At 69.1% G+C, this 21,578-nt stretch carries 17 protein-coding genes and 1 pseudogene; 10 read left to right on the top strand and 8 right to left on the bottom strand.

The window, feature by feature from the left end; translation table 11 throughout:
- From U9R90_RS00300 to U9R90_RS00280, 5 genes and pseudogenes are all read left to right on the top strand, one after another.
- Positions 1-227: pseudogene (locus U9R90_RS00300) on the top strand (DUF955 domain-containing protein); the annotation flags it as partial.
- 148 nt (positions 228-375) lie between these two features.
- Complete coding sequence (locus U9R90_RS00295) at positions 376-660, top strand: DUF3892 domain-containing protein (protein ID WP_411054318.1); 285 nt, start codon at positions 376-378, stop codon at positions 658-660.
- 117 nt (positions 661-777) lie between these two features.
- Positions 778-1,038 carry a multiubiquitin domain-containing protein gene (locus U9R90_RS00290; RefSeq protein WP_411054317.1) on the top strand — a complete coding sequence of 87 codons (261 nt, stop codon included), beginning with the start codon at positions 778-780 and terminating at the stop codon, positions 1,036-1,038.
- The gene (locus U9R90_RS00285; protein WP_411054316.1) at positions 1,013-2,182 is read left to right on the top strand and encodes a ThiF family adenylyltransferase; all 1,170 of its coding nucleotides are present in this window, start codon (positions 1,013-1,015) and stop codon (positions 2,180-2,182) included. Before U9R90_RS00290 ends, U9R90_RS00285 begins: the two co-directional genes overlap by 26 nt.
- Positions 2,179-2,580: a DUF6527 family protein gene (locus tag U9R90_RS00280; RefSeq protein ID WP_411054315.1), complete on the top strand. Its 402-nt coding sequence runs from the start codon at positions 2,179-2,181 to the stop codon at positions 2,578-2,580. Before U9R90_RS00285 ends, U9R90_RS00280 begins: the two co-directional genes overlap by 4 nt.
- A gap of 94 nt (positions 2,581-2,674) precedes the next feature.
- Here the strand turns inward: U9R90_RS00280 and U9R90_RS00275 are convergent, their stop codons facing one another.
- The 8 genes from U9R90_RS00275 to U9R90_RS00240 all read right to left on the bottom strand — a co-directional run bounded on the left by U9R90_RS00275 (position 2,675) and on the right by U9R90_RS00240 (position 15,180).
- On the bottom strand, positions 2,675-4,309 hold the full coding sequence (locus U9R90_RS00275; RefSeq protein ID WP_411054314.1) for a hypothetical protein: 1,635 nt from the start codon (positions 4,307-4,309) through the stop codon (positions 2,675-2,677).
- Positions 4,310-4,594: 285 nt separating this feature from the next.
- Positions 4,595-5,797: a Helicase associated domain protein gene (locus U9R90_RS00270; RefSeq protein WP_411054313.1), complete on the bottom strand. Its 1,203-nt coding sequence runs from the start codon at positions 5,795-5,797 to the stop codon at positions 4,595-4,597.
- Between the two features lie 1,326 nt (positions 5,798-7,123).
- The gene (locus U9R90_RS00265; RefSeq protein ID WP_411054312.1) at positions 7,124-8,254 is read right to left on the bottom strand and encodes an endonuclease domain-containing protein; all 1,131 of its coding nucleotides are present in this window, start codon (positions 8,252-8,254) and stop codon (positions 7,124-7,126) included.
- An 89-nt stretch (positions 8,255-8,343) separates the two neighbouring features.
- Entirely contained in the window at positions 8,344-9,474 is a 1,131-nt protein-coding gene (locus U9R90_RS00260; RefSeq protein ID WP_411054311.1) for a TniQ family protein, read from the bottom strand.
- 147 nt (positions 9,475-9,621) lie between these two features.
- Positions 9,622-10,656, bottom strand: a complete 1,035-nt coding sequence (locus tag U9R90_RS00255) for an AAA family ATPase (RefSeq protein ID WP_411054310.1) — start codon at positions 10,654-10,656, stop codon at positions 9,622-9,624.
- Positions 10,644-12,866, bottom strand: a complete 2,223-nt coding sequence (locus U9R90_RS00250) for a transposase (RefSeq protein WP_411054309.1) — start codon at positions 12,864-12,866, stop codon at positions 10,644-10,646. The genes U9R90_RS00255 and U9R90_RS00250 overlap by 13 nt, the downstream gene beginning before the upstream one ends.
- Positions 12,863-13,576: a TnsA-like heteromeric transposase endonuclease subunit gene (locus U9R90_RS00245; protein ID WP_411054308.1), complete on the bottom strand. Its 714-nt coding sequence runs from the start codon at positions 13,574-13,576 to the stop codon at positions 12,863-12,865. The genes U9R90_RS00250 and U9R90_RS00245 overlap by 4 nt, the downstream gene beginning before the upstream one ends.
- A gap of 572 nt (positions 13,577-14,148) precedes the next feature.
- Positions 14,149-15,180 carry a hypothetical protein gene (locus tag U9R90_RS00240; RefSeq protein ID WP_411054307.1) on the bottom strand — a complete coding sequence of 344 codons (1,032 nt, stop codon included), beginning with the start codon at positions 15,178-15,180 and terminating at the stop codon, positions 14,149-14,151.
- Between the two features lie 1,006 nt (positions 15,181-16,186).
- On the opposite strand from U9R90_RS00240, the gene U9R90_RS00235 reads away from it, so the two are divergent.
- The 5 genes from U9R90_RS00235 (at position 16,187) to U9R90_RS00215 (ending at position 21,548) form a co-directional block, all read left to right on the top strand.
- The gene (locus tag U9R90_RS00235; RefSeq protein ID WP_411054306.1) at positions 16,187-16,801 is read left to right on the top strand and encodes a helix-turn-helix domain-containing protein; all 615 of its coding nucleotides are present in this window, start codon (positions 16,187-16,189) and stop codon (positions 16,799-16,801) included.
- A gap of 477 nt (positions 16,802-17,278) precedes the next feature.
- Entirely contained in the window at positions 17,279-18,691 is a 1,413-nt protein-coding gene (gene istA / locus U9R90_RS00230) for an IS21 family transposase (RefSeq protein ID WP_411054302.1), read from the top strand.
- Positions 18,688-19,458 (top strand): IS21-like element helper ATPase IstB, encoded by a 771-nt coding sequence (gene istB / locus U9R90_RS00225; RefSeq protein WP_411054303.1) that lies wholly within the window; start codon positions 18,688-18,690, stop codon positions 19,456-19,458. The genes istA and istB overlap by 4 nt, the downstream gene beginning before the upstream one ends.
- 117 nt (positions 19,459-19,575) lie before the next feature.
- Positions 19,576-20,058, top strand: a complete 483-nt coding sequence (locus U9R90_RS00220) for a hypothetical protein (protein WP_411054304.1) — start codon at positions 19,576-19,578, stop codon at positions 20,056-20,058.
- The gene (locus U9R90_RS00215) at positions 20,055-21,548 is read left to right on the top strand and encodes a UvrD-helicase domain-containing protein (RefSeq protein WP_411057583.1); all 1,494 of its coding nucleotides are present in this window, start codon (positions 20,055-20,057) and stop codon (positions 21,546-21,548) included. The genes U9R90_RS00220 and U9R90_RS00215 overlap by 4 nt, the downstream gene beginning before the upstream one ends.
- Positions 21,549-21,578: the final 30 nt, after the last annotated feature.

Raw genomic sequence — 21,578 nt, 5'->3', positions numbered from 1 at the left:
CCCCCGACACCGGCCCCCAGTCACGCGACTACATCTGCGCGAACTGCGACGAGGAGTACCGCTCCTTCGAACCCGCCTGCCGGCGCTGCCGCATCCCCCCGTGCCCCGACTGCGGCCGCTGCGCCTGCCCGCCCCGCGTCACCGAACGCCTCTGCCCAGGCTGCTTCACGCTGCACCCGCCCTCGATGTTCCCCTCAGGCAGCGACCGCTGTCTCAACTGCGACTGACGCTTCACCACCCCCATCTGCACCACGTTCACCCCTACCCGCGAGTTACGTCGTCTGTCCCAGGCGAAGCACCCCACTCAGGGGTGATCACGGAACCCGGGCGCCGGCCGCGGGGTGCCGTCGGAATACCGCCGGTAGGAACAGAACGATGGCTATTCAGATCACCGCGGTGCGCCTGTCGACCGGCGGCACCGCGCACGAGCACATCACCCACCTGTGGTGGACCGAGCAGGCGTCCGGCAAGACCGGCGACAACACCCGGGCGCAGATCGTCGACTGGATCGAGAATCAGGCCGGCAAGGCCTACACCAGCGACGCAGCCGGCCACCGCACGGAAGTCGCCGTGGTGACGCCCACTCGAGGCGAGAAGCACCTGCGGACCCACGCTGATGGCGTGTGGACCAACAACCTCCTCGCCCTTCCCCGGCGCTGACCCGCCACAACAACACGACCGTCTGGCGCGCCGCCCCTCCGGTGGCCCGCCGGACGCCTCAGCCCCGCCCGGGGCAGCCCGGGCGAACACACGACACCCTCATTGCAGGAGGACCTTATGTCCCAGGACAGCCACGGGCCTGCGCCCATCACGATCATCGTCAACGCCCGACCGCACACCTGGAAGGCGAAGGAGATCACCTTCGAACAGGTCGTCGACCTCGCCCACCCCGGCCAGCCGCCGAACGACCAGGACACCTACACCGTCCGCTACAGCCGCGGCCACGACGGACACGGAACGGGCAGCCTCACGGCTGGCCACAGCGTCCGAGTGAAGAAAGGAATGGTTTTCGATGTCTACCGCACTTCTCGCTCGTGACCCCGACCTGTCCCGCCTCCTCGACGACGGCTACGACATCGTCGTTCACGCCGGCCACGTCATCGTCCGGCACATTCCGTACGTCACCGAGAGCCGCATCGTCGAGCACGGCTTCCTCGCCTACCCCGTGACCGTCAGTGGAGACCGCCTCGTCTCCGGCACCGACCACCGCATCTGGTTCAGCGGCTCCCCGCCGTGCAACGAGCACGGCAGCCCCCTGACCCTCGCCAATCCGGAGACCCGGATGATCGCTGAGGGCATGCAGGCGCACTTCATGCTCTCCAGCAAGCCTGGCCCGGACGGCTTCCCCGATGAGTACACGAAGATCACCACATACGCGCGGATCATCGCCGACCAGGCACAAGCACTCGACCCCTCGGCCACACCCACGCCGGGCGCGGCATGGCAGGAGATCGAGGACGACAGCCCCTTCGTCTACCGGGACACCGCTACTTCCCGGGCTGGCCTCACGGCCGTCAACCGCCGATATCGCGGCCATTGCATTGTGATCGTCGGCCTCGGAGGCAGTGGAAGCTACATCTTGGACCAGGTCGCTAAGACCGAGGTCGACTCGATCCTCCTCATCGACGGCGACACCTTCGATAACCACAACGCCTTCCGGGCACCTGGCGCCCCCACCATCGACACACTGCGCAGCCGTCCGGCCAAGGCCACCTATCTTGCGTCGATCTACGCGAACATGCGCCAAGGAGTGACCGCATGCGAGCAGTACCTCGACGAGGACAACCTCGATCTCCTCCAAGGTTCGACGTTCGTGTTCCTCGCATCCGACGACGCGGCGAGTAAGCCGGCCATCATGGACTGGCTCGAAGCCCACGACGTGCCGTTCATCGATGTCGGCATGGGCATCGAAGAGATCGACGGCCGACTCAGCGGACTACTGCGCGTCACGACCAGCGTTCCGGGACGCCGCGACACTGCCCGCCACCGCATCCCCCAACCGGCGCCCGAACACGACGCGTACGGGCGGAACATCCAGACCGCGGACCTGAACGCGCTCAACGCCGTCCTGGCCGTTATCCGCTGGAAGCGCTCCATCGGCATCTACGCCGACGCCACCGACGAGGGCCACACCACGTACTCGCTGATCACCAACGAGATCGCCAACGAGGACCTGCCGTGACCACACAGGACACCCTGCGCCCGGTCTTCGTCGAGACCTTTCCCTCAGCGATGGACCCCGGGGCGCTATACGTCTCGATCCCCTACCACACCTGCGGCCACCTTTGCTGTTGCGGTTGCGGCCACGAGGTCATCACCCCCCTCTCCCCAACACAGTGGTCTCTGGCCTACGACGGTGAGAGCGTGTCCCTCATCCCCTCGATCGGCAACTGGGCACTCCCGTGCCAGTCGCACTACTGGATCCGCAACGGCCGCGTCCGCTTCAGCCGCCGTTACTCGGCTGTGGAGATTGCTCAGAACCGGGAGCGCGATCGTCGCGAGCTCGTCAAGGGCACCCAAGAAGCCAGGCCGAGGCCGCTGGCCAGGCTGCGTCGCTACCTGCCGCTCCGGCGCCGGTAGCCAACGAGCCAGCGCAGAGGCCGGTGGGGGAGGACTCCCTGCCCCCGCCGTGCGCCGATGGGACGTGATGTGGCCGCCGTCCCGTGCGACAGGATCAATCCAGCCAGTGCACCAGGCGGGCCCTGTCGTGGACCACCAGGGCCCGTTCCTCGAGGCCGAGCGCATACTGTCGGGCCTCGTTGCTGCCCTGCGTGAGGATCAGGGCGGACATGCCCAGCAGGCGGGCGCTGCCCAGGCAGGCCGCGTCGAGGGCCAGGGCGAGCATCTCGGGGGAGATGTCATGGGCGGACAAGGTGCCGCCGCGGTAGCGGGCCATGTGAACGAGGCCGATGGGTGTGCTGTGCGTGACCTGGCTCAGCAGCGAGTACGCCACCGGTAGCCAGCCCGGCTCGGGGTAAGGCGCCCCCATGAGTAAGAGCATCTCGTCTATCGACGGCAGCGGCTGGCGGCCCTTGGACAGCGTCTCCGGCCCCTCGACGACACTGCCGGGCAGCCGGAACAGCCTCGTGGCGGCAGCGAGGGTCACCCCGTTGCCAGCGAACAGCGCGATCGTCTTCTTCTTCCGCGCCCGGAACTCGTCGAAGTAACGGGTGGACCGCTGGACGAACGCATCCTCGTCCTCCAGATCTTGGGCCAGCCAAGTGAACCGGGCAGCTTCCTCCAGAAGCATCCGCGCGGCGAACACCGTGGTAACGGCGGCATGATCCTCGAAGGTGCTCACGACGGTCGCGAACGTGGAATGTGCCCCTGCGTAGGCCAGAACGCTCGCCAGTTTGGGATCACCGTGGGCCCAGGGGTCCGTGGCCCAACTGCTGACGAAATCGTCGTACTCACGGACTGCCGCGACGATCGGACCGACATGGGCGATGTCCGGCAGCAGGTCACCACGGGCCACGAGGACCTCAGGCCGAAGACGCCGCTTGCGTGCCTGGACCCTGACCTTCGATGGGACACCGACAGGCGGCTTCGGGTCGCCCAGACCATGCACAGCGCTCGCCGCGGCAACGACGTCCTCGGTCAGCCGCATCAGCGTCCCAAAGAAGCCAGCCTGCTCGACCTCCGGCGGCCAGCACTCCGGAACGGCCGCGCACACGCCCAGAAGCGTGACCGTCACACCCACGGCCGCGACATGCATGAACAGCGCTTCGTGATCAGCACGCAGATCATGGCCCGGGACACCGCCGACAGCCATGCTGCTCTGCAGGCCCAGCAGGTTGCCGTGGCCGGCATGCCCCAGGACCATCACCGCCCCCCGGAGCCCGGACATAGCCAGCATGCCCCGGGCGGCCTTCAGAAGATCCTCCACACCTCCGCCGATCAACGCGGGCGACGCAGGCAGCGTCGTAGAGGAAGCGAGGAACAAGTCGAGGAGCTCTGCCTCAGCCGGAAGCGACGGCGCTGCGAGTGCCGCCAGCGACGCTCCCGTCAGGTCAGTGATGCCGTGCAGGGGAACGAACCACCGCGCAAGGTTCGGGCAGCTCACCTCGTGGTCAACCAGATACCTGCAGATCCGGTCACGTTCGTCGAGCATGCTGCCCAGCAGAGCCGGCCGCCGCTCCGCCGGGGACTCGGCGATCCACTGCCAAAGCAGACCGTCATCGAACAGGCTCCGGGCCAGCGCGCCCACGACCGTGCCGCCAAGTCCGGAGCCCAGCAGCGAATCCGCGCAGGCGTACGGGAAAGCCGCCTCAGCGAGGAACTGATCCCCCGTCCCATCGAAGTGGAACACCGCGGGCAGTGTGTCCAGATGAAACCGCAGCGCTCGAGTCGCTGCCCGCAGAGAAACCACTGAAGGGTCTGTCTCCCGCCCGTCAGGCCACGTTCCGTCAGTCCTGTAGGACTCCCTGCCCATCCCGCCCCTGTCTGCCGCTTCTTCTCACCATTCTCACCTTGCCGCCGCAGGCCCGAACGGACTCCGACAGCCCCGCGCCAGATGCTCTGGCGGCACCGCATTGGGGAGTACCTCGCCATCGGACGCACACCACGCTCCTGGCGCACCCGGCTACGGATCTCTTCATGCAGACAAGTCGATGTAGGCGGCCAGACGTTGCTGCCAGATGGCGTCCTGTTCCGGCAGAACAGAGCGGCAGATTCGCTTGAGGGTGCCGTCGTCGCGCCAGCCAAGAAAGCGACGTCGGCATGCCAGGAAGGGGCCCAGAGCTGGGGGAAGTCGTGTCCACGCCTGCGCGGTGCAGGCGATGTGGACGATGGCTTCCAGGATCTGCCGTTCGCTGCGGGGGCGGCCACCGGTGTGGGGAGGGGCGGGCAGCAGCCCGGACAGCGTCTGCCAGGCGACGTCGCTGATCCGCGGCTGCCACATCGGCACCCCACCGGTCAGCGACAGCAGCTCATCGACCAGACACTGTTGCCCTGACAGCAAAAGTGTTCGTCGTGCGCTCTGCTCACGCAGCCAGGCGGCGGCGTGCTCGTCGTTCGGGGCGCCGGGCCACCATTCAACACCGTCCGGGAGCCCGGTCAGGTGGTAGCGGCAGGCCCACCACATGCGCTGCCAGGCCACCGGCCAGGGCGGGTTCCACCATGCATCGAGGTCCGTCAGACGGTGTCCCAGCCGGGTGAGCCGGCCGAGGCTGCGCTGCCGCTGGCGTTGATTTCTGAGCCAGGTCCCCAGCGCGAAACCGTCAGCGACGGTGGGCTGAGACACGGCGAGATGGCCGTGGCGAGCGATATAGGCATGCGCTACAGCCAGGCCATCGGCGACCGGACGCCGCCGCCCGGACCACGTGTGGAACAGCTCGACCTCGCCCGTGGACAGCCCGAGTTCAGCCAGCAGCACCCGCTGGCCATCGTGCAACTGCCCGTAGCAGGAGATCTGGTGGCGCAGCCACCGCTGAAGCCAGCCGGGCAGCCCGGCCAGGTTGTCGCCGCCGTGCACCGGCCCCTGCTCGTGCACATGGGCGCGGGCGCGGTACCAGGCACGCTGCCAGTCGACGGGCCAGGGCGGGTTCCACCATGCATCCAGGCGTCGAAGCTGTTCCGTTTGTCCCACGGTCAATGACGCCGCGTCGGCACGCCGGTTGGCCAGCCACCGCCCCAGGTCGAACCCTTCCCGCGCCCGGCCGTCGGTGTGCGCGATGGCCAGATGCCCGAACCGCTCTACATGAAGACGGGCCTGCTCGAGTCCTTCGGCGAACAACTGCGCATGCCGCTGTTCCAGGCCCCGGCCGTGCCCGACCCGCCGCGGCACCGCCAACTCCACCCGCCACCCTCGAGCCGCCGGCCCGCCACGTCCTGCTGCACCCGAACCCCCACGGGCGCCTGGGCCTGCGCCCAGAGGGTCTGCCAGCCGGCGCAGCCCCGTTCCTACTTCCACCGGCCGGTGCGCGCTGTGCACCCACCACAGCCCATACCGCCCCTGCTCCGGCGGCGACCCCGCCGGACGGCGCTGCTCGCGTACTACCCCGCGAGCCCAGGACGCCAANCTCGCCCACCCCTGCCCATCCCCACTACTGCTGGCCAACACCGCAGGCCCGGCCGCCCAGGACGGCAACGCCCGCGCCAGGTGCCCCGCTGGCACGCGACACCACCCGGCCAGCTGCCCCTGCGCCACCTCGTCGAGGAACACCTCGCCGTCGGGACGGACATCACGTCTTCCGGGCATGGGGTTCGCCCACTGCCACCATGTCGTCAGGTCGGTCACCTGCAGCCGGTAGGCAGCCGCCACCCGGTGCAGAAAGGACCATGTGGTTTCCCCCTGAACGGGTGTCACCCGCAAGACCGCCTCCACGACATCGCTTTCCGCTCCGGTGGGACCGTGCGACCGGACTGCCAGGTCACCATGGCCGAGCCGGCGAGAGGAGCCCGAGGCTTCTCTCGCCCGCTCGGCGGTGGGGTTCGAAGCGTGCAAGCCATGACGTGTCGCGTTTCGTTGATGCTCGGCCTACGGGCGGACTCGGAAGGCGGAGAAGTTCAGGAACAGGAACGATGAGGGGACGGGCAGTCAGGCGGATTCCTGGCCGGGGTCGTCGGCACCGGCCTCCAGAGCCTTGTCGACGAACTCCTGTACCAGATGCCTGGCCTGTGCGGCTGGCACGACCTGCTCCCACTGGGGTGTAAACACGCACTGCCAGCAGCGCATCCGGAAGCGGATCGATCCGTCCTTCTCTACTGAACCCCACAGTGCCGAGCCCCGCAGGCGGCGTCCGAGATCACCGTGCAGGCCGCATGACGGTCTGTGTGGCTGCTTCAGGCTCCACCGCGGAGCCGCCATCAGGCTCCAGTTTGCGAAGATCGGACTGGGACGGCCTGAATCAGCTCCATATGGGAGACCGCTCCTTCGTGCCGACCAAGACGGTGGCGCTATCCAGGAAAGACCTAGAAGTCGGCAGCCGGGCAGCCTCGGGCACTGCACGCTCGCCCGACGGGCCTGTGCCGGCCGTCGGGCGTGGTGGTCCGCAGTCGTTCGGCTCCGTCCGGACGCGTGTCGGAACTCAGAACGGCGCTTTGGCCTCTGCGCTTGAGGTGAGCCGTCTCAGCGGGCATGTCGTCTCCGGTGGCGGCCGAGGACGACATGCCCGGCGTTCCGCTACAGCCCGGAGTCGATGGCTTCGTTGATGAACCGGCGTACGAGAAGCTTCACTTCGTCCGATGGGACGGTGACGGACCACGCAAGCTCCGGCTGATGTTGATAGCACCGGAACCGGGCCACGACCGATCCGTCGTCCTCGACGTAGAACCACCTCCAGGACAGCTCGTGCGTGCATGCCGCGTGCGGTTCGAATACGGCAAGGCGGCGGATGATGTCGGTGTGGTGCTGGAGGGGGAGGGTCCGCTGAGCGCGGCAGTCCGTGCACTGCAGAAGGTGCTCGACCCCTCCGGGACGGTCGATGAACCTATGAGCGCCCTCGGAGTTGTTGCACTTCACGCACAACGGCCCGCGGAACAGACCGTGGGAATGGCAGTGGTCCCAATACAGGGCCCGCCGAGGCTCAGGACACATCCGGCACAGGAAAACCTCGGCGGGAGAGCGTTTGGCGAACCCCTTCGTGTACTGGCGGCCTCGCAGATGGCCGGTGTAGGGCCTGGAGGCCTGGGCAGCACACGACGGGCACAGGACGACGAATCCTGAGGCGCTGGAGGAACGCCACTGCTCGCGGCCGGCCGGCGTTCCGCAGCCGCTGCACACGTCGTCCTGCGCTGCGAGGCTGGCTTCGACCTCCTCGGCCCGGTCCAGCACAGCAGCATAGGCGCGAGGAAGCAGCCACTCCTTCCCCGACCAGACCATCAGTGGCAGCGGCCGGGTGCTCGCGATGGTCCGCCGAGTGAAAGCTTCGGGCAGCTGCTGCCCGGCGAAGTCCTTGGATAGGACACCGGGCCCCTGCATCTGAGGAAGCTCGGACTCATAGGTGGCCTGAGAGATCCACTGCCAGACGCGAGAGCGCCAGGTGTGTGGCTCGCTGGCCTCCAGGCCGGCGTCGACCAGGTCGCCGGGGTCGATCGCGAGTCCGGCGAGCCGCTTGCCGGACTTCTGGATGTCCCGGTCGAGGAAGCGCCATTGCTGCCGGTACTTGTAGCCGGGCACGGCTGTATCACCGATGAGCACGTGGCTGGCAGCGGCGAACGTGTAGCGGTTCACATGATCCAGATATGCGGGGACTGTCGTGTGGTGGGTGAGGTCGGCAAGCCTTTGGTGTGCTGCCTGGAGTGAAAGCCACATGAGGTATAGCTCCTTGAGATCGCTGATAGGGACAACGGGCGAGTCACCGAGCAGGCCGACGGGGCGGCACTGCCTTGCTGGGGGAGATGTCACGGGCAGGGCGCCAGCCCGGGCCGCGGCAAGGGCACCGGTTCCCAGCCACCGGTCAGGAAGGCTGCCCCGGCCTCTTCGCAGAGGCTGCGGGGACGGCGGTCGGTGAGGAAGCCGACGCGGTCGCTGTACTCGGTGGGCCGTACGGCCGTCCGGTGGACCGTCCACAAGCCGTCGCTGTCGGTGCCGTCCGCAGTGGTGAGCCGGCGCAGCCACCGATGGAGCGGATCGGTTTGTGCGGCCGTCCTGGGCCTGGTGCGGGTGTAGGCGATCAGCCAGTCCGCGAGCCACGGCCTGCCGGCCCGGCGGCTGATTTCCCCGAGCAGCAATTCCATTGCGGCGCCTGCCCCTTGGACTGCGGCGGTCTCGCGCAGCCGCTGCTGCCAGCGCGGAGCACCGAGCAGCCTGGCCACGGCGATCGTCTCCGGGTAGGACACCAGCGCATGCGGCACCACGGCCGTCGGCATGGATCCCGTGACCGCGGCCAGCCGCCGTACACGGTCCTGCCAGACCGTCTCGGATCTCCACCCCTGTACCTGCCACGACCACACCACCGCCGCGGCGAGGGCCACCACGTCCGCCGCATCCGGACGGGCCCGTGCGAGAGCAGAGTGATGGCGGTGAGCGGTGAGAACCTCGGGCAGGGTCTCCAGCGGAATGCTCGCCGGCCTCCCGGAATGCGCGAGGAGCCAGCGCCGGTGACGCCGGCAGACGTGCCCGGCCGTTCCCGGGTACACGAGAACCGGCTGTCCGGGCCGCCAGGCCCGCCCGGTACACGCAGGACAGGTCCCCACCCATGCCTCGCCCGGCATGTACCAGGCCGCCCGCGGGTTCTCGTCGTCCGCGAGTCGCCCGTGCGGGGCGGCGAGAGCGGGCAGCAGGCGGGTGAGCCGGGTCAGGGGAAGACCGGTGGAGCGGGCCAGGGCCGTTCGCGCGGGTGTGTTGAGGAACAGTTCCAGGCCGCTGCCCGGAGCGCCCGCCACCTGCACCCGGTGCGCGCCGCTCAGGATGCCCCGTAGCAAGTCCTGCGCGGGCAGACCGTAAGGGGCGGCCATCCTACGGAACCAGGAGCCGGTCAGTTCCCCGGCCACGGGCGGGATACGAACAAGCGTGGAGGCGGAGGCTTGCATCGGCATCGTCCTTTGCGCGTGGGGGTGTTGAGGGCAGGGCGGGGCAGAGGAGCGCGGCCATGGATCAGCGCCCCGTCGGCACGGGAAGGGGGGACTACAGGGCGGGCTCGCGGCGGGAGGCTCGGGTGGGGCCTTCCGCCGCGCCGGTCAGTTGCCGGGGCCTTGCCGCAGGGTGGCGCGCGCCGCGTTCGTGGCCTGGACGTCGAGGAGCACCTGGGACAGCTGTTTCTTCGTGATCGCGAGGCTTCCGTCCAGGATGGAGCGGATCGCGGCCTCCCTGACGAGGAGGGAGAGACTGGCCATCACGCCGCCGGTGCGGAGATGGATGTAGGCGGCGTGGCGCACCAGCGTTCCGGGCCGGTGGCGGGCCAGCCGCAGCGCCCCCTCCATGTCGCCCAGGAGCGTGCGCCACGTCTTCTTCTGTTCCGGGGTGCCGTTGAGCAGCGGGGGAGTGCGCAGGAGTTTGCAGCGGGCGGCGAGCTGGGCGCCGCGGGGCCCGGTCAGCAGCGGTGAGTCCTCCACGTTGACGCCGGCCAGCACGAACGTCGCGGGTACTCGTTCCATCAGGGTCTTGACCTGGTCGGAGGTGTCGGCGCCGGGCCGGGTACGGGTGTTGAGCAGGTGCACGTCGTCGATGAACACCAGCCGGGTGCCCCGCTCGTACAGGACGTGGCACACGGCGTTGGTGATGGTGTGTTCGGTCATCCGGTCGTGGACGGGAATGCCGGCGAACCGGGCGAGGACCTTGGCCAGGTTCCTGGGCGTGTAGGTGGGCGGGACGGAAGCGAACAGCACGGGCATGGACCCCTCCAGGTCCGGCCGGCGGCGCCGTTCGCTCAGTTCGAAGGACCGGCCGAGTTCCATGAGCGTGGTCGACTTTCCCGCCCCCGGCGGCCCGGACACGATCAGCCCGCGCCGGGCGGTACCCGGCTGCTTGTTGTTCACCAGCAGAGTCACCCTCAGCTCCGCCTTCGCCCGCTCCATGGAAGCCGTCTTGAGGGTGACGAACTCCGAGTGGTAATCCAGCAGCCTCGTACGGTCCCAGGACGGGTCGTCCACCGGAGGGGTGGTCACGCGCAGACGGCAGACGTACTCCTGCCACCGGACGCAGTCCGTGACCGCGCCGGGAGTGACATCGCCGTCGGAGAAGTCGCCGCCCACGGCAGGAGTTACGGCAGCCACTGGTCCTCCTCAAGGTCCTGGTCGCTGAGGATGAGAGACCCTCCCGAGACACGGCCGGCCTCCGGCCCGTCCCCGTCCTCGTCCCCGTCCTCGTCCCCGTCCTCGTCCCCGTCCTCGTCCCCGTCCTCGTCCCCGTCCTCGTCCTCGTCCTCGTCCTCGTCCGGCAGGGTCTCGTCGTCGGGATCCGGCGCCGCGTACACACCGGCCAGCCCGAACGACGGGGCGAGCACGTCCAGCACGTGGATCTCGCCCGCGGGCACTGGCACGGTCTCAGAGGCGCGGGACTTCGCCATCACCCGCCGCTCCACGGTGGACAGCTTCTCTTTGCCCGCGGCCCGTCTGAGGAAGGCGTCCAAGGCCAGGGCCAGTTCGGCCTCGTGTTCCTCACGCGAGCCGGTGCGCTCGACCACCTTGCAGAGGTGTTCCCAGACGTGGTGCGTGAACGGGAGCGTGACCGAGGTGGTGTGGATCCACGCCACCTCACGGAACCCCTCCGGCAGCCGGACCCAGATCCGGACCGGGTCGTAGGGGTTGTAGTGCACCTCCCACAGGCCCTTTTGCGCCTGTACCCCGGAGTGCTGCCCGCGGTGTCCGTTGAGGCAGCTGCCGTCGTAGGTGCGGTAGTCGAACCGGATACCGGCATCGGTGATCGGCTGCCAGCGCACCGGCAGCAGCTCCACGAAGTCGTCCGCCGGCAAAGGCACCGGCACGTATCCGGCGACGGGCAGCAGCGCCGCCCACATCTGGTTCGGGGTGAGAGCCTTCTTCGACATTAGTGGATGCCGCAGCCCCGCGTGCGGGCGGTGGTGCCAGTGCACGAGGAACTCCTCCCACAGCGCCCGGAGTTCAGCCGCGGTCCACAGCGGCTCCTGCTCGACCTTGGAGCCGCGCTCGCTCACGTTCGAGCCGGTGTGGCCGGGCAACCACTGGCAGAACAGCGAATTGATCGAACCGAACGACCTCTCCACATGGCCCTTGGCCGGTCCGTTGGCCGGAGGCACCGGCTGCAGAGAGATCCCCAGGCTCTCGCACGCGGCCCGGGTGGCCGCAGAGACGAACACCTTGCCCTGGTCGACCACGACCGTCTCGGGCACGATCACCGGACGGGCCGCCGCGTCGTTCAGCCGCTCGTCGATGTCGGTCAGCCGCTCGTGCGGCACGACCGAGGAGGCCATCGACAGCGCCACGGACCAGCCGGGCCGCATCACCATCGGCGTCATCATCTGCGCCAGCAGCACCGCCACGTCCGTCAGCTTGCTCCCCGCCGGCCGCAGCACCCCCCACAGACCGCGCGTGGCCACATCCACGGCGATGGTCAGCTCCAGGCGCCCCACCACCCCGTCGTCCAGGACCACCAGCACGTCCAGCGGCGAACTGTCCAGCATCACGATCTCACCCGGACGCAGCGTCAGCGTCGGTGTGAACGGCGGGGCCGGACGGGCGGCGCGGGCACGCCGCTGCGCCACCGTCCCCTGCAACCCGAGGGATGCCTCCACCGTGTCGAGGAGTCTGTTGAACGTGGACTGCGGCGGCACCTCGACCGTCCGCCGGCCCTGCTCGCCGTGGTGGTCGTCCAGCCACCACTGCACCTCCCCGCGCATCCGCTTCTTCCACCCCCGCGACCGGGAGCGGGAAGCCTCGACAGGCAGCAGGGTGCGCAGCGCCTCGACCACCCGGGGATCGGAGCGGACCAGCCGCGCCGGGCTGCGACGCTTCTTGACCAGCCCCCACACCCCGTCCGCGTGGTAGCGCGCACGCCACCTGCGCACCGTCGCCCGGCTCACGTCCGCCCAGCCCTGCGCGGCCAGTTCATCGGCCTTCGCCTGCTCACGCTGGGCCAGCGTGGTGGACGCGGGATCGTACTCAGGTCTCACCGACGCCGTGCCGTCCGGGGCGGGACGCCCCGTCTCCACCTCACGGACGTGCCGCTCCAGTTCGAACGCACGCCACTGCTCGCCCTCGGGCACCGTCGACAGCAGGCCCGTCTGCGGTACCCGCAGACGCGGCGGGCCCCCGACCGGCTCGAACGACGCATCGCCGAGCAGCTCCGCCAGCCCGAACACCGCCAGCGTGTCCTGCCCGTCCTTCTTCTCCGTCCCGGACAGCCAGATCCGCGCACCGGACGCCGAGGAGGCCTCGATACCCGCGACGGTCCATTCCCGGCCGCCGTAGCGCACACCGGTACCGGGCCTGAGCAGAGGCCGGCTCACCTCCCGGCCTCCGCCGCGCACGCCACGGCGACGGCCCGCTCGTGCAGCGGGCGCTCCAGCGGCACGCTCAGCACACCCACCCACAGTGCGTGGAACACCGACGGCCACACCGCGATCGGATCACCCAGCAGCCGCACCCCATCGGCCAGCGCCGTCGGCGCCCGAAAACACTCGGCCACCTCCGGCAACCGGCCCTGCGCATACCGCGGATGCCGGTAGCCGGCAAGCCAGCGCACGTTGGCCTCCACCACTGGCTGCGGCGGTGCGATCAGACGGTAGTGCCAGCCTGCCGCGGCTGCAGCACCCTCCAGGTGGGCGGCCGGCCAAACCAGTCGCCGCCCCGCCCCGAACCGGCTCGCACAATCCACCAGCAATCCGCCGCCGTTCGCCAGACGTGCCATCAGGTGCGGCGCGTGCGACACGGTCCTGCCGCCCCGGCCGTGCCACGACAGCTCCACCGGCCGGCAGGCCAGAGCTGTCACCACTGGATCGTGGTCCAGCATCATGAGCTGCGTGCGCATGGCCTTGAACCCGTGGTGCACCAGGCACCTGTCGGTCGCGGACCAGTACCAGCCCGGTGCCGAGCGCCGCCCCTTGCAGACGGGGAACCGCCGCACCGGCAGACACTCCTCCAGCCGCTGTTCTCCAGCCGCCTCCAGCCAGGGCAGTTCGTGCTCGGTGCCGTCAGGGCGGATGAACCGTGCGGTCATGTGTGCCGGATCAGCGAAGCGACGGCCGATGCTCAGTGGCGGCGGGGGACCAGCCTGCTGGTGTGCTTCGAAAGACAGAGGGATCACGAACAACTCTCATGTATGCAGGGAAAACGGGATGGAAGGCACTGCTTGGAGGGCAGGACAGGCGTCTGGACACATGCCATGGAGACGCCAGTCGGGCCCACGACGGCGAGCCGTGGCTCGCACATCGCGCTCACACCAACAAGGCGTGCGGCTACAAGGAGCGGAAGCAGAGCGGCTCCAGCGCCATCACCGATGGGAGCGCTGTCGGCGCCCGGAACGCGGGCAGGATTCCCATCTGAGCGCCTGCAGGGCCGCGCCCGGCGGTTTTTACTCGCAGCGGTGCCTTCCTGCAGCCGCATACCGGCCGCGGACTTGCCCGCCAAGGCATTCAGCTCTCGTGTAGTTCCTCGCCCCCGACCGGGCGCCCAGCGGATCCTGTCGCGCAACGATCGTCGGCATGAGCGTTTACGGGAGGCAGGCAAGAGCCATTCCACTCGCTGCCCGTTGCGCTTACCGGCTGCCGTAGGGCCAGCTGGAGTAGCCGATCAGGACATGGCGCCAAAGAGCGTGTCCTGGATGGGGGGCGCGTTGCGCGGGCGGGGGAGCGGGCGGCGTTGGTCCTCCGGCGGTGCCGGGGTGCCGGCCGCGCCCTCACTCAGCGCGTAGTGGCAGGCGGCGCGCAGGTCGGGCAGCTCGAGCCGTGCGCCCATGAAGCCGAGGAAGTCCGCGACGCTCCAGTCGATGAGGGCGCCCTGGCGGGACAGGTACAGTCCCACGGATTCGATGCCGTAGCTGTCGCTGTAGTCGAGCAGGAGGTAGCCGGCCAGCTGGTAGAGCTCAGCGCGGCCCACCCGCTCGGGGTGAATGGTGGCTTTGCAGTCGATCAGCTGCCCGTGGAGGATGAAGTCGGCGTCGGCTCCTCCCACATGCATGCTGCCGTCGAAGACGGGACCGCAGACCCGCTGCGCTGCGGGCAGCTGCCGCAGGCCGTCGAAGGGCCCGGGATGTGCGGCCAACGCCATCTGCTGGCGTATGTCGTCGACGACGTAGGCCGGCACGGCATCGACGATCTCGTCCAGTGTCGCGCCTGGCCGGCTGGAGCCCAGGCTGTTGCTGCGTACCCATCCCACGTGGCGGAAGATCGCCTCAAAGCTCGAGGCGACGTGGCACAGCCGCACCAGACGGTCCTCCGCCTCGGAGTCGAGCGCCAGCGGCTGGCCGTCGCTGCTTTCGTACTGGTCCAGTTCCTTCAGCAACACCGCCCCCGCTGCCTGCACCGTGCTGATGACGTCGAGGCCCGGCCAGCCGTCGTCGTCGATAACCGCCCGCACGACCCCTTCTTTGATCGGCTGACCGGTGGGCGCTCCGAGACTGATCCGCAGCCGGTGGTCGATCGTGTGGCCCAGCATCCGGTACTCCGGTCGCAGCCCCGCGCCCGCAGCGGGGGCCACCGGCGCCGGATAGCGGGCCAGGCGCCTGCGGTAGTCGGATAACAGGCCATCGGCACCGGGCAGATGCTCGGTGAGGAACCGCGACATCGTCGACGTCGGTTCCTTGAGGGACGAGGCGAGACTCATGGGTGCATCCTGGCGCACCCGTCCGGCAGTGCATGCAGTGTCCGGCCCGGTACCGGGCGGTAGCCGAAACTTCACGCCATCCCCGCTGTACCGGCCGCGGACGCATTGTCAGACCCTGCCTCTACAGTGCCCCGCCTCCTATGCAAGGACGAGTGCCCGAGTCCGCGCCCTGGCCGACAAGAGAGCACCCTGAGCTGCGCCAATGGCGCTGCGAACGCTAGTGCGAGGCAGGCATTCAGCCAGCGGTCGGAAATAAGGACGGACGGCAGGCGGCCGCGTGCTACACGCGTTGCATCGTGAGCCGCTCACGGGAACAAATGACCGAAAGGATCGTGTCGCGCATGAGCCCGCTTTAAGTTCAAGACGTGCTCGACGCGCCATCCGTGCCAGGGCACATCAGGCCTATACGCCACTGCACCCTGCCCTGCTGGCGCCAAGGCCGCTACCACGGCCTTGGCCTGCTCTGGAGCGTCTGCAGGAGGATCGGCCACCAGGCGTCCAGGTACCGCTGGTGCAACCGGTGCTTGGCCGCGGTCGCTGGCTCCAGCTTCCATGAGACGCCCATCCGTGCCCCTGTTCGGGGTCGCCATGGTCGGCGGCTGGCGCGGTGCCAGTCGCATCCCCTGGTAGCAGATGGTGAGCGCAACGACGTTCAACGTAAAGACCGCGTATCAGCCGCTGGGGGAGCGGGCCATCCAACTGACTGAAGAGCGTCGGCCACCGACCCCCTCCCAGAAGATATGGCCCGGTGAGTCTGCCGCGGGACGAGGCCGACAGGTCGCCCGCCTCGTCCCATTCGCTTACCCCCAGGTGATTCTTCGCTCCCAACTGCACGGTGATGACCTGACCGGCGGCCTCGTCCGCTTCCGTCACGGAGCCGACGGCAGGGAGGAGGCCTGGGGCTTGTGGGTGGTCTCCGGTCAGCCGCTCTTTGACGGCCCTTCAGGACTCCGCTAATCTTCATGCCAAATCAGATATCGGAGTTTGCATAGACGGAGTGGGTGGGGTGCTGCTGACGACTGGACAGGCCGCCGAGGAACTCGGCTGCGCCGTCACCACCTTCCGCCGCCTGGTGCGTGCCGGGCTGTTGCCGGGCCTGTCCAACCGTGGCGTGCGCGTCATGGTCCCGCTTGACGTAGTCCAAGCCCTCAGCCGGCGCCAGCACGCTCCGCTGGACCAGCTGGGCGCCTCCGAGTTCGCCGTCCTGCGGGTCGACGCGGCCAAGCCGGTACAGGAACCGGACCGGAAGTGGATCGGCTTCGCGGCTTCCCTCGCCCCCGAGGATCTCCTCAAGGCGCTGCGCGGCTGGTGGCGCTGCGATGCGCCGAGCGTGGCGGCCGCCGGAGTCCTGCCGGTAACCCTGTCCGGCTACGTGGTGGCCGTCCTGACCGGCCTGGAAGCCTGGGAGAAGAACGCTAAGGGCCGTTATGCCTTCCCTCACGCGCGGCTGGCGGGCTACGTCACCGACCTGGCCACGCCCGTCCAGCACGTGACTGCCTCCTCGCAGGCCGACCGGATGCTCGCTGATCTGCTGCTGGGCAGCCGACTTGTCTCCCACTCGGGCGGGGCGATCGCCTACGTCCCCGCGCCCGCCGCCCGCCGTCCGGACAAGGAAGCCTGATGGACGCACAGCGCTACACCGCAGCCCTCGCCGAACTGCGCACCGTACGGGACGAGATCAAAAAGACCCGGTCCGCCCTGGCGAAGCTGGAGGCCGAGCGGGACCGGCAGATCACGCAGCTGGCCGGGTACGAGAAGGCGAAGGCGGAACGGATCGCCCCGGCGGCCGGACTCAGCCTGGCGGATGTCGTCACCCTGGCCCCCGCGCTGGCCCCCGACCGCCTCACCACAGCCGAGACCACCCCGCNCCGAGCAGCTGCGCTGGCGCACTCAGCGCTGCCCGGCCCACGCCGCGACCCCGGGCGCCGCCGATCTCGCTTTGGCCGGATGGCAGGTCTTCGATCTCCTCCTGCTGTCGGCGTACACATGAACGCGGCCAGCTTCGTACGAATGAAAAGGGCCGTCTTGTGATGCGGTGAGTCCTGTCGCTCGGCACTCTGCTGCTTGGTCGGTCTGGAGTGGCGGAGGGCGGTGCACGGTGGTCTTGGACCCGCAGCGTTGGTTGGAACTCCGGCGTTTTCGTGCCCTGTTCGAGTCCGGAGCGGTGACCCTTACAGAGGTCGCCAAGGAGACCGGGCTGAATCGTAAGACGGTCCGGAAGTACCTGTCGGGACAGGCCCCCGCCGCGCCACCGCGGAGGACATCGAACGGGCGCCCCCGCCGACGGGTGGTGGACGAGGTGGCGCCGCTGATCGACGCGATGCTGCGGGCGGAGATCCTCATCAAGGGTGCGGTGGTGCACGAGCGCCTGGTCAAGGAGTACGGCTCCACCATCAACTATCAGCGCATCAAGCTCTATCTGCAGGAGGCCCGGCCACGGATCGCCGATGAACTGGGCATCACACCACGGGAGTTGGCGGGCATGCACCGCCGCTTCGAGGTGGTCCCCGGAGCTCAGGCCCAGGTTGACTGGGGCGACGAGGGGAAGGTCCTCGCTCACATCGGGATCGCGAAGGTCTATTCGTTTCACATGAGGCTGTCGTACTCGCGTGATCCCTTCTGCTGCTTCACCACCAGTCAGGATCTGCAGACGTTCTTCGACTGCCACCGCCGGGCGTTCGCGCACTTCGGTGGGGTGCCGATGTCAATCGTCTATGACCGCACCAAGACCGTGGTCCGTCGCCATGTCGCCCCCGGTGAGGCGGTTCCGCTGCATCCGGAAGCGGTCGGCTTCGCCGGCCACTACGACTTCGACATCGACGTCCTGGCCGCCTACCGCCCGACGGGGAAGGGCCGCGTCGAACGGCAGGTTCTGATCGTGCGCGATCACGTCCTGGCCGGACGGGCCTTCTCCTCCGTCGAGGAGATGGATGCCGCGTTCATGGCCTGGGTGCCGCAAAGACGCGGCCGCACCCACGGCACCCATCACGAGGTCATCGGGCACCGGGCCGCCCGGGACCACGCAGCCCTCAAGCCGCTGCCGCCGAACCCTTATCTGGTGGCCGAGCGGCAGCTGCGGCAGGTCGGCGAGGACTGTCTGGTTGCCTTCGACGGCAACCTCTACTCGGTGCCCGCCCGCCGTGTTCGTCCCCGCCAGCTGGTCGAGATCCGGGCCACCAGATCGCAGATCAGTCTGCATCTGACCACCGCAGATACCGGCGGCGGGGGTCTGCTGGCTGTCCACGACCGGGCCGTTGGCCGCGGGGCCCGCGTTGTCGACGAAAGCCACTGGAACGGTTTGCCCCGGGGCCACAACCGGCGGACCACCACTGACGTGCCGGTTCCCCCGCCGCGGCACGAGCCCGCAGCCGACAAGGATGCCGGTCCGCTGCAGGCCCTGCTCAACAGGGCCGCGGCCACCCGCGTCGAGGTCAGCCGGCGCCCGCTGTCGGTCTATGACGAACTCACCGGCACCCACCCCTTCACCTCCCAGAGCAAGGAATCGTCTTGAGCGAGCTGACCGGCAACCGCATCCGCACCACGGCGACCAAGCTCGGTTTGCCTCATCTCGCCGAAGGCGTCGATGAGCTGGCCCGCCGGGCCGAGGAGGGCAAACTCGGCTACCTGGACTTCCTGGATCTGGTGCTGTCCGAGGAACTGGCCGTCCGTGACGACCGCCGCTTCCGCCGGTCTCTGCTGTTCTCGAAGCTGCCGCACCACAAGACGCTGGACGACTACGACTTCTCGTTCCAGCCCGACCTCGACCCGCGCAAGGTCAAAGACCTGGCCACCCTCTCGTTCGTCGAGGCCAAGGCCAACGCTGCCCTGCTCGGTCCGCCGGGAGTGGGCAAGACGCACATCGCGGTCGCCCTGGCCGTCGCGGCCTGCCGGGCCGGGTTCTCGGTCTACTTCACCACGCTCGACGACATGGTTCGCCAGCTCAAGGCCGCCGAGGCCGCGGGCCGGCTGACCAACAAACTGGGCTCCTACCTACGGCCCGGCGTTCTCGTGGTCGACGAGGTCGGGTATCAGCCTCTGGAACGGGCCGAGGCGAACCTGGTCTTCCAGGTCATCTCGAAGCGTTACGAGAAGGGCTCGATCATTCTGACGTCGAACAAGACCTTCAGTGAGTGGGGCCAGGTCTTCGGCGACGAAGTCCTCGCCACCGCGATCCTCGACCGCCTCCTCCACCACTGCGACGTCGTCGCGATCAACGGCCCCAGCTACCGGCTCAAGAACCGCCTCAAAGCCATCGAGCGAGACACCAACGTGGCCTGATCACTGGCCACGTTCATTCGTACCGGACTGGTCACACCGGAGAGTACGCGGACACCTGCACGCGGCACACATCCACACCCGCCTGCCGCACACCACGCCCGACCGGCGCGGGAAGGCATGACGATGCCGCACCACGCCCTGGACATCACCCTGACCCGGCCCCTCACCCCGGCCGAACTCCACCAGGCCACCCGCACCATGCCGCTTGCGGCCAACCACGACATCACCCATCTCCTGGCCCTGGTGCGCGCCAAGACTCCGGGAAAGGCCCTTACCCGACTGCGCCGCCAGATCGGCGGACGGCTGCCCATCGACGTGATCACCACGCACTACCCCGACGCGGACGGCAAGATCCTCCTCAACGTCGCCTTCCGGCCCGCCACCCACACCGCTCTGAAGGCCGCCGCCGACAAGGCGGGACAACCGCTCCCGCTCTTCTCGCAGCTGGCCCTTCACCGGGCCCTCGCCCGGCACGCCAGCGAGGAGGCCGACTGCCTCGACCAGGCAGTCCGCCACCTGCTCGCCCACACCACCGCTCCTCACCTCCTGGCAGCCATCGGGCGTGCCCTCACTCACACCCCCGGAGCCGCGCGATGCTGAACCCCACCGACGAACAGCAGGCAGCGGCCGACGCTTTCCAGGCCGGCCACCACCTGGCGCTCCAGGCCGGGGCAGGCACCGGCAAGACCACCACCCTGGCCCAGCTCGCCCACGCCACCGCGCGCCGCGGACGCTACCTCGCCTACAACCGGGCCATCGCCCAGGACGCGCGCTCCCGCTTCCCGTCCACCGTCAGCTGCAAGACCGCCCACGCCCTGGCCTACGCCGCCGTCGGCCACCGCTACACCCGCCGCCTGAACGCCCCCCGCCGCCCCGCCTGGCAGACCGGACACGCCCTCGGCATCACCAAGGCCGTCCGCATCGGCGAGCGCGACCTGTCACAAAAGACCCTCTCCAATGCCGTGCTGCGCACCGTGGCCCGCTTCTGCCACACCGCCGACCCGACGATCACCCGCCACCACGTCCCGCACCTGCGCGGCCTCGAAGACCGCACCCTGCACGCCCAACTCGCCGACCACATCGTCCCCTTCGCCCGCAAGGCCTGGGCCGACCTCCAGCACCCGGACGAGGGCGCGGTCCGCTTCGACCACGACCACTACCTGAAAATCTGGGCCCTCACGAGTCCGAAGATCGACACCGACTTCCTGCTCCTGGACGAGGCCCAGGACACCAACCCCGTCGTCGAACAGATCTTCCTCGACCAGCGCGGCCACGCCCAGCTGGTCATGGTCGGCGACTCCGCCCAGGTCATCTACCAGTGGCGCGACGCCAAAGACGTCATGGCCGGCTTCGACGGCACCCAGCTCGCCCTCTCCCAGTCCTTCCGCTTCGGCCCTCGGCTCGCCGAAGAAGCCAACCGCTGGCTGACCATCGCCGAGGCACCCATCCGCCTGACCGGCACCGAGAGCGTGCCCACCGAACTCGGTCCCCTCGACCGGCCCGATGCCGTGCTGTGCCGCACCAACGTCGGCGCCATGGCCCAGGTCATGGAACTGCTGGCGACCGGATGCCGGGTGGCCCTGGTCGGAGGAGGAGACAGCCTGCGCGCCCTGGCCCTGGCCGCCCACGACCTGAAGGAAGGCCGCCGCACCACCCATCCCGAACTGATCCTCTTCCCCTCCTGGGGCGAGCTGCAGGACTACGCAGCCCACGACCCCGCCGGACGGGACCTGCAGCCGCTGGTCGACCTCGTCGACACCCACGGCACCGACGCCATTCTCATCGCTGTTGCTCAACTCGTCCCTGAACAACAGGCCGAGGTCACCGTCTCCACCGCCCACAAGGCCAAGGGCCGCGAATGGCCGCGGGTGAAAATCGCCGACGACTTCACCCCGCCCAAGGACAGCGACCAGCTGGACGACACCGGCCGCGCGGTACCCGGCCCGATCGACGACGGCGAAGCCCGCCTCGCCTACGTCGCCGTCACCCGCACCCGCCACCGCCTCGACATCGGCGGCCTGTCCTGGATTGAGGATCACCCTGCCGGCGCCCTGCCACCGTCATCGCGGGCAGGGGGCGGGCACCTGTAGACCTCGGCTCACGGGCGCCCGGTCGAGGTG

The sequence above is a fragment of the Streptomyces sp. E11-3 genome (assembly GCF_046540415.1).
GTDB lineage: Bacteria > Actinomycetota > Actinomycetes > Streptomycetales > Streptomycetaceae > Streptomyces.
This window is presented reverse-complemented; position numbering and strand designations above follow the sequence as displayed.

Excerpts from the sequence above, each read along its gene's own strand:
- U9R90_RS00295 (WP_411054318.1), top strand. The coding sequence starts at position 376 with ATGGCTATTCAGATCACCGCGGTGCGCCTGTCGACCGGCGGCACCGCG.
- U9R90_RS00290 (WP_411054317.1), top strand. The coding sequence starts at position 778 with ATGTCCCAGGACAGCCACGGGCCTGCGCCCATCACGATCATCGTCAAC.
- U9R90_RS00285 (WP_411054316.1), top strand. The coding sequence starts at position 1,013 with ATGTCTACCGCACTTCTCGCTCGTGACCCCGACCTGTCCCGCCTCCTC.
- U9R90_RS00265 (WP_411054312.1), bottom strand. The coding sequence starts at position 8,254 with ATGTGGCTTTCACTCCAGGCAGCACACCAAAGGCTTGCCGACCTCACC.
- U9R90_RS00260 (WP_411054311.1), bottom strand. The coding sequence starts at position 9,474 with ATGCAAGCCTCCGCCTCCACGCTTGTTCGTATCCCGCCCGTGGCCGGG.
- U9R90_RS00245 (WP_411054308.1), bottom strand. The coding sequence starts at position 13,576 with ATGACCGCACGGTTCATCCGCCCTGACGGCACCGAGCACGAACTGCCC.
- U9R90_RS00240 (WP_411054307.1), bottom strand. The coding sequence starts at position 15,180 with ATGAGTCTCGCCTCGTCCCTCAAGGAACCGACGTCGACGATGTCGCGG.
- U9R90_RS00220 (WP_411054304.1), top strand. The coding sequence starts at position 19,576 with ATGACGATGCCGCACCACGCCCTGGACATCACCCTGACCCGGCCCCTC.